Source organism: Phaeodactylibacter luteus, from assembly GCF_007993045.1.
GTDB classification, from domain to species: Bacteria; Bacteroidota; Bacteroidia; order Chitinophagales; family Saprospiraceae; genus Phaeodactylibacter; species Phaeodactylibacter luteus.
The window spans coordinates 22,607-30,758 of sequence record NZ_VOOR01000058.1 but is presented as its reverse complement, the minus strand read 5'-3'; the positions used below and the strand labels follow the sequence as shown (position 1 = coordinate 30,758).

Genomic DNA, 8,152 nt, shown 5'->3' with positions numbered 1-8,152 from the left:
CCGCACCCCCGCGCAAAATCAAGGGAAAGCACTAGGGCCTCTGCATCCGGCACCCCTACTTCAAGTGCTGCGAGGCACCCATCGCTGTCGGTAGCAGTAAACTGAAAAATCCCTGGGCTGAGCCCTGAAAAAACCGGAGCGCTCTGGGCCGGCCCGCCATCGGCTGAAAACGACAAGCCCGCTCCGCTCCCTCCCGCGGCCAAGAGGGCTACGATGCTACGGCCAGGGCCACAAGCCTGCACTTCTGCTTCGAGGGCCAACACCTCGCTCCCGCCAACTGCCGCCGCTGCCTCTACAGTACACCCTTGTGCATCAGTAACGGCCAACTCGTACACCCCTTCGGGCAAGCCCGCAAACACTCCGCTTGGCTGAGCAGGCTGCCCCTGCAGCTGAAAAGCATAAGGCGCCTGGCCATTGCTCACGGTCAAAGCGATTGCTCCATTCTCCTCCCCACAAGAGGTGTTTGTTATGCCCACCTCTGCTACCTGAGGCCCATTGTTGAGATCGGGCACCGAAAAAGAAGTATCTAGCACACAACCCGCCGGGCTAAAGATGAGCAGGTTGTAATCGGCAGCGGGCAGCCCTGCAAAAACCGGGTTTTCAGTCGGCTCGCCCCCATTGAGCTGAAATACAGCCCCTGCCGCAGGGGACGCCAAGCTGACTGCTGCACTCCCCAACGGCTGTAGGCAACTTACGGGCTCTACGCTTAGCCCAGCGAGGATGACAGGCGAGGGCTCAGGGACCACAATGACGGTATCCAGGGTACAGCCCGTGGCATCAGCCACCATCAGCTCATAGCTGCCCGGGGGAAGGTCAGAAAATACGCCGTTGCCCTGAGCAGGCAGCCCGCCGAGCGTAAACTGATAGGGCGCTGCACCTCCGGTCACTGTTATTTGGGCTTGCGCGGTTGCCGGCAGGCTGCACAGATCAAAGCTGACCTCACTGACCGCAGGTACACCACTGCCGGTAAGCAGTAGCGCCACTTCATCTGTACACCCTTCTGCATCCTGCACCACAGCAGTATACTCACCGGGGGGCAAAGACTGGAAAAAAGGGCTGCTGACAAAAGTGCTGCCCCCGTTTATCGAATACTGATAGGGCAGGCTCCCCCCTTCGGCTTCCAACAATATCTGCCCGTTGCTGAGGCCGCAGGTAGCCGGGAAGGCAGCAGCATTGACTAGTGACGGCGGCTCATCGAGAGAGAGCACCTCCGCTTCCACTTCTGCCGTACAGCCAAAATCATCTATAATAAAAACGGTGTAAAGCCCTGGGGATAACCCGGAGAAGAAACCTGACCCTTGGAAATTCTCGTTGTCCAAGCTATAAAAAAGCCCGCCGTTCCCACCTGAGGCTTCCACTAAGATGCTTCCTGCCGGATCAGCACACGTTGTACCGCTGACTTCAATATTGCCCACTTCGATCGGGGCTGCCGCCAAAAACTCCTGCTCGCTGGCCGCACCGTAGATGATCTGATTGACATCACAGACCGGCATCAGCTGCTCCGCCTCGAAATCAATCTCGTAGATGGTACCGAGCCCACTGTCATTAGAAGCATAAGTGACGGTGTTGTCGCAGGTTTCGGCGAAAGTCACTATGCCATAGATAGATCCGCCCACACTGAAGTTAAGGAGCGGATAGCTGTTGGAAGGGTCTTGCAAGTTGATTGCGACCATTTGATTGGTCGTTGCAGCCATTACAAGCTGCCCGCTGACGAAGGTGAGGTCACCTGCAGAGCCATAGCCCACATTGCCCAGGTACTCAAACGAGTTGTCACCGGGATTGAAGGTGTAAAGGTCGCCGCTTGCCCCCACAGTGTAAATCAGGCCGTTCTCGTCTGCCACCAAACTGGTATAAAAGCCACCAAAGGGGATGCTGCCTTGGAAATCCGTAAGGCCCGATACCGGATCGGCATGATAGAGGCTCCCGTCGGCCGATATCCCCCACAACTGCCCATCGGGGGTGTAGGTGATGTCTGTAAAGTTGACGCTAATAGGCTGAATAGTGGACATGTACTGTACTTCGCACCCAGAAATAGTGACGCTGTAAAAACGCCTGAGCTCCGTCACGATCACAAAGTCCTGTGCGGAAGAAGGGGCTGGCACAAGGGCAAAAAGAAGAAGGCTCCATTGGATCCTTTGGGCAAGACAGGTATTTTTCATCGGCATAAGATAGCCCACGGGCTGCTTTTGGTTGGGCAAAAAAGAAAATTACAATTTTTTTTGCCCCCTTGTTCACCCCTTCTCAATACGTCATAATGACACTTTGGCGGATTAACACTCTGTTTGTCAATAAATTACAGTACATACGTCTTCCAGCGTGCACAACAGTAGATTTCACCATTCGTACTTATAATTCGGCACAACCCCTATTTGGAGAAACATTTTTTTGATAGCTTAGAGGCAATTACAATAAAATACCAACCATTAGATAAGCATGTATTTCAACTCTAAAGGCAATGAAGAAGCCACTTACGATGCCATCGTAGTAGGCTCTGGGATCAGCGGGGGCTGGGCAGCTAAGGAGCTGTGCGAGAAAGGGCTCAAAACCCTGGTCCTCGAGCGGGGCCGCATGGTCAAGCACGGCGACTACCCCACCGCAATGAAGGAAACCTGGGAGCTCCCCAACCGGAACCGCATGACGGTGGAAGAGCTGAAGGACTATGAGAAGCAGCAGCGCACCGGCTATACCATGCGCCCTTCCTCCAAACACTGGTGGGTAAAGGACACTGAGCACCCTTACACGGAGGTCAAGCGCTTCGATTGGATCAGGGGCTACCACGTAGGCGGGCGCTCCATTATGTGGGGGCGGCACTCCTACCGCCTTAGCGACCTCGATTTTGAGGCCAACGCCAAAGACGGCCACGGCGTAGATTGGCCGATCCGCTACAAGGACCTTGCGCCCTGGTACGACCACGTAGAGCTGTTTGCCGGTATTCAGGGCACAGCCGAAGGCCTGCCCCACCTCCCAGACGGCAAATTCCAGCCGGGCATTAAGCTCAACTGTGCGGAGGAGCACCTGCGCGACAGCATGAAAAGCACTTTTGGGCGTACCCTGACCATTGGGCGAACGGCCAACCTCACGCAGAGCATCCACGGCAGAGGGGCTTGCCAATACCGCGACCGCTGCATCAGAGGCTGTCCTTATGGGGCGTATTTCAGCAGCAATGCAGCCACCCTGCCTGCTGCGGAAAAAACGGGCAATATGACCCTCAGGCCCCACTCCGTCGTCCACTCTATCATTTTCGACCCTGAAACCAAGCGGGCGAAGGGGGTGCGCGTACTCGATGCAGAGACTGGCGAGGCGCTTGAGTTTTTTGCCAAAATCGTTTTCCTCTGTGCTTCCGCCTTGGGCTCCACCTCCATTTTGCTCAATTCTGCAGACGAGTACAACCCCGATGGGCTAGGCAACAGCAGCGGGCAGCTGGGGCACAATCTGATGGACCACCACTTCCGGGTAGGGGCCAGCGGCACGCTTGACCAATTTGGAGACCGCTACTACGAAGGCCGCAGGCCTACCGGGTTCTACATTGCGCGTTTCCGCAACCTCGATAAGCAGAGCCAGCGAAAAGATTACCTGCGCGGCTACGGCTACCAAGGGGGAGGAAGCCGCGAAAACTGGACACGCGGCGTGCGCGAGCTGAACAAAGGGCTAGGCGCAGACTTCAAAAACGAACTGATCATGCCTGGCCCCTGGCAAGTGGGCATGACCGCTTTTGGCGAATGCCTGCCCTATTATGAAAACAAGGTCACCCTCAATCATGACGTACTCGACAAGCACGGCCTGCCTACCCTCACGATAGACTGTGAGTTCAAGGAAAATGAAAAAGCCATGCGCAAGGATATGATGGAGTCTGCAGCCGAAATGCTCGAAGCTGCCGGGTTCAAGAATGTGAACACTTACGATGCAGGCTCTTATCCGGGGCTCGGCATTCACGAAATGGGCACTGCACGCATGGGCCGCAGCCCCAAAACTTCTGTGCTCAATGAATGGAACCAAGTGTGGGACTGCCAGAACGTGTTCGTGACCGACGGCGCCTGCATGACTTCCGCAGGCTGTCAGAACCCTTCCCTCACTTATATGGCCCTGACGGCCCGTGCCGCCAACCACGCTGTGGAAGAATTGAAAAAAATGAACCTCTAACAATCATGGATAGAAGAGAAGCCATCAAAAGAACTGCCCTGCTGACCGGCATGGCCTTATCGGCCTCTACCCTTGCAGGGGTGCTACAGGGGTGCCAACCGGAAAGCCGGCCCGTCGGGGAGCCTTGGGCGCCTAAGTTTTTCTCGGCAGAGCAGGGGGCTGCCCTCGCCGAAATCGGGGAAACCATACTCCCTGCTACGGACACGCCCGGGGCTAAAGATGTGAAAGTACACGAGTTTATCGATCAGCTGGCGCAGGAATGTATGCCACAGGAGGAGCAGGAATTGCTCAAGAAAGGTTTGGAAGGGCTGATCAGTGGTTTTGCGGCCCAAAACGGGAAAGCTTTTACAGAAGCTACACCGGAAGAGCGGTTGGCCTATCTCAACCAAGTGGATGCCGAGGCCAAAGCCCTTGTGGAAGAGAACCCACTATTGCCGCCGGAAGAATACCCGGCTTTCCTGACCGTGAAGCAGCTCGTCCTGCTCGGCTATTTCACCTCGGAGCAGGTAGGCACTGAGGTCACTGCCTTTTTGCCTATCCCGGGGGGCTACAAACCCTGCATGCCTTACGAACAAGGGCAGCCGGCTTGGACTTACTAACACAGGCAACTAAGAAGTATTGGGCGCACCAAATTGTCGTTTTTGGGGCCTGCCCCTGCCATTGGGCAGGTGCCGCTATGCTGCGGGGCTCGCTGTCCGCTCGGCCCTGTCGGGCTTGACACCCCTGCGCAGCGCTAGGCCAATGCCAGGCTATAAAGCCCGGAAAGCTTAAACGCCTGCGACATTTTAGTTCACGCCCAAAGTATTCCGAGGCCAGGGCCCGCCAATGTGCAAGCATCAGCACAGACTGCTTCTGTTGCGCATAGGCTGGGCCCTGGCCTTTTCCCGTTTTAGAGCTTGCCTGCTGCATAGGCCAACGCATCCTGATACTGTGCCAGGAATTCATCCATCCGCTTGCGCCGGTACTGCATGACCCAACGCGGGTGCGGCAGAGGGAGCACTTCTTCAAAAAAACCTTCTTCACGATTGAGTGGCTCAAAAAACTTCCAGTTTTTGCCTACCCCCATTACCAAAGCCACTTTATTGCTCACTCCCATGCTGAGCTGCGCGCGGATATTGCTTATGATGTGAGGTTTGACAGCCCGCTCCAGCTTTTTGTCATCGTAAAAATTGTAGTTTTTCCCATCCTTCACAAATCCGAGCGGACAAAGGGAGGTGATGTAAAAATACCGGTAGAAATCTGCGGTGCTGCCCCAGCCTGCAATAAAGCGGTAGACGAAGTCTGAGGACAGTTCCGGCTTCTTGTCCATATCGTTGGGGATACCACAAACATCCTGCATGCGGATGGGGTCCGTAAATGGCACACCAGTCACTCCAGCACCAAAGCGGCCAGGGTTGATGCCGAAGAGAGCGATACGAGGCTGCTTATCGGAATAGTATTTTTGGTAAAAAGCCTGCATGACGGCCCAAGTATCCGGGGCATCAAAAGGGTATAACAGTTGAGCATGGGCAGGGATTTCCCAATCAGGAGATAGCGAGCGGTTGAAATGCAGGACCTGTTCGGCAAAAGTCATAACGGACGCCAGTTTTAGACTATGTTTTGAGTTGGGTAGCAATCGCCACTGGGGCATTGAGGCTTTTATGGACCGGGCATTTGTCCGCGATCTCAAGCAGCTTTTCCCGCTGCTCCTCAGTCAGTGCCCCCTTCAAAGCCAGGAGGCGGCCGAAGTGGTCTATCCTTGACTTTCCGCCTTCCGCCGCTCTGCTGTCAAGGGCATAGTCTTTCTCATGGCTGAGGTGCACGACGACCTCCTCCAGCGGCCATTTTTTCCGTCGGGCGTACATCTGCAAGGTCATAGCGGTACAAGTGCCAAGAGCGGCAGCCAACAACTCATAGGGCGAAGGCCCCAAATCCTGGCCGCCCGCACTTTCGGGCTCGTCAGCCGTCAAGCTATGTTTACGGACCATTACTTCTGTAGTAAAAACATCATCCTCGTGCAGGCGCACGGCCACCTCTTTTTCCAGCTGAAGCGGGTTGGGGTTCTCCTCGCCTGGCGCAAGATAGCGGGAAGCCCAGGCCGCCATCATCTGCCCCGCGTACTGAGAGTCAGCAGCATCCGAAAGCAGGTGGTCGGCTCGGTCTAGGGAGATGAAGCTCTTCGGATGGCGGGCAGCGTGGTAGATCTTGGCCGCATTTTCAATCTCAACGATACGGTCTTGCGGAGTGTGCATGATGAGCAAGGCACAGTTGAGGCTACGGATGGCCGGCTCCAAACTGTGGCTGTGTATATCCTCCAAAAATTGGCGCCTGACGGTAAAGGCGCGGCCGCCAATATTAACTTCTATTGATTCTGCCCCCTCCGCTATCCCTTGCGGGAAAAGGTGGGCTACGTGGCTGGGGCAAAATGGAGCCCCAATGACCGCAACGGCCCGGGCTTCGGGAATGAGGTGGGCTGCCTTGAGCACCGCTGCCCCGCCCAAAGAATGGCCGATGAGCAGCGCAGGGGCATCGTACTGCGCCCGCATAAAGGCCGCTGCCTCCACCAAGTCCTCAATATTGGACGAAAAGTCCGTATCTGCGAAATCCCCTTCGCTCTCCCCCAAGCCGGTAAAATCGAAACGCAAAACCCCAAAGCCGTTTAGGGTCAGCGATCGGCTGATGTTCCGGACAGCAGACAGCCCTTTGCCGCAAGTGAAGCAGTGGGCAAAAAGCGCCCAAGCTTTCGGCTGCTGATTGACAGGAGACTCCACCCGTGCAACGAGCCGATGGCCCTGTACATTCTCAAATTGAACTTTTACAGATTTCATAATGGGCCAGTTGAATTAAAAACTGCGTATGCCAGAAAGCCAGAACCACTGTCCAATAGCAGCACCCTTGCTGCCGCGCCAAGCCAAAATCAGGGTCAGTACACTTCCTCCACCCGCTCCATAGGATAGGCGCTGCGGAAATAAAGGCCAGCCGCTGCTCCAAATACAAAGCCGCCGATATGCGCCCACCAAGCTACCCCGCCGGAGCTGCCCCCTTCCTGTATTGATGTCCAACCGCTGCTCCACTGCATGTATATCCAAATGCCAAGGAAGATAAATGCCGGTACCCGGAAGATAAAAAAGAAGAACCAAAGCTTAATGCGAGAGGCAGGGAACATCACCAGATAGGCCCCCATCACAGCAGAGATGGCACCGCTCGCCCCTACTGTGGGGACGATGCTGCCCATATTGAAGTAAATATGGCCCACATGGGCAGCCATCCCACCCAAGAGGTAGAAGATCAGGAAGCGGAAATTGCCCACTGTAGCTTCGATATTGTCAGCAAATACCCACAAAAAAAGCATATTGCCCAACAAGTGCCCGAAGCTTCCGTGCAGGAACATGCTCGTCAGCAAGGTAGGCCAGTTCTCCCCACGCTGAATCTCTGCAGGGACCGCTGCGTATTCTCCCACAAGCATGCCTGGCGAGGAAAGCTGCAGGACGAACACTGCGATATTCAGCACAATAAATCCATAACTGAACAAGGGAAAGTAGCCACCTTTCACCTGCTCGTCTCCAATTGGAAAAAGCATAGGCTGTTCTTATCAAGGGTTAACGGGCAGACAATTGCCCTTAAATGGCCTCCACGACCAGCGTGATCAAGTAATCGTCAGGTTTGATCTGTTGGCCGGAAACAGGGTATGGGGACACATCGGTCAGGCGGAAGATATAGCCGCCCATTGTTTGGCTCGATAGCTCGGGCTTGCCCTCCCTAAGGGTCAGGTCGATGGTCTCCCGGGGCTCTTCGCCTAAGGCAAGCTGCACCACAGCCTGCCCTTCCCATACGCAATTAGCATATTCCGGGCAGCGGGAGTCTTCTTTGACGGCCACCAATTGGAGCTGCCGCTCTTTGCACTGCGCCATTTCGCCGATTTGCAGCTGAATGGGCTGCCCGAGTTTACAGCTGTCGGTGGGGCTGCTGCAGGTAGCAGAGCCGAAGAAGAGGGCTAGCACGGGGAGTAAGTGGGTGATTTTCATAATTTCAG

Annotated in this window: 7 protein-coding genes; 2 read left to right on the top strand and 5 right to left on the bottom strand. The window is 55.4% G+C overall.

The window, feature by feature from the left end; translation table 11 throughout:
- Positions 1 to 2,198: hypothetical protein (locus FRY97_RS19045; RefSeq protein WP_147169163.1), on the bottom strand; the 2,198-nt coding region annotated here is incomplete at its 3' end.
- Positions 2,199 to 2,433: 235 nt separating this feature from the next.
- Here FRY97_RS19045 and FRY97_RS19040 point away from each other — a divergent pair.
- Positions 2,434 to 4,140, top strand: a complete 1,707-nt coding sequence (locus FRY97_RS19040; protein WP_211356920.1) for a GMC oxidoreductase — start codon at positions 2,434 to 2,436, stop codon at positions 4,138 to 4,140.
- A 5-nt stretch (positions 4,141 to 4,145) separates the two neighbouring features.
- Entirely contained in the window at positions 4,146 to 4,739 is a 594-nt protein-coding gene (locus FRY97_RS19035) for a gluconate 2-dehydrogenase subunit 3 family protein (protein WP_147169161.1), read from the top strand.
- Between the two features lie 290 nt (positions 4,740 to 5,029).
- On the opposite strand, the gene FRY97_RS19030 is transcribed toward FRY97_RS19035, so the two are convergent.
- The 4 genes from FRY97_RS19030 to FRY97_RS19015 form a co-directional block, all read right to left on the bottom strand.
- Positions 5,030 to 5,713 carry a uracil-DNA glycosylase family protein gene (locus FRY97_RS19030; protein WP_211356919.1) on the bottom strand — a complete coding sequence of 228 codons (684 nt, stop codon included), beginning with the start codon at positions 5,711 to 5,713 and terminating at the stop codon, positions 5,030 to 5,032.
- 19 nt (positions 5,714 to 5,732) lie between these two features.
- The gene (locus tag FRY97_RS19025; protein WP_147169159.1) at positions 5,733 to 6,947 is read right to left on the bottom strand and encodes a bifunctional alpha/beta hydrolase/OsmC family protein; all 1,215 of its coding nucleotides are present in this window, start codon (positions 6,945 to 6,947) and stop codon (positions 5,733 to 5,735) included.
- A 95-nt stretch (positions 6,948 to 7,042) separates the two neighbouring features.
- The gene (locus FRY97_RS19020; RefSeq protein ID WP_147169158.1) at positions 7,043 to 7,699 is read right to left on the bottom strand and encodes a rhomboid family intramembrane serine protease; all 657 of its coding nucleotides are present in this window, start codon (positions 7,697 to 7,699) and stop codon (positions 7,043 to 7,045) included.
- Between the two features lie 40 nt (positions 7,700 to 7,739).
- A complete protein-coding gene (locus FRY97_RS19015) occupies positions 7,740 to 8,144 on the bottom strand; it encodes a hypothetical protein (protein ID WP_147169157.1) in 405 nt (134 codons plus the stop codon).
- Positions 8,145 to 8,152: the final 8 nt, after the last annotated feature.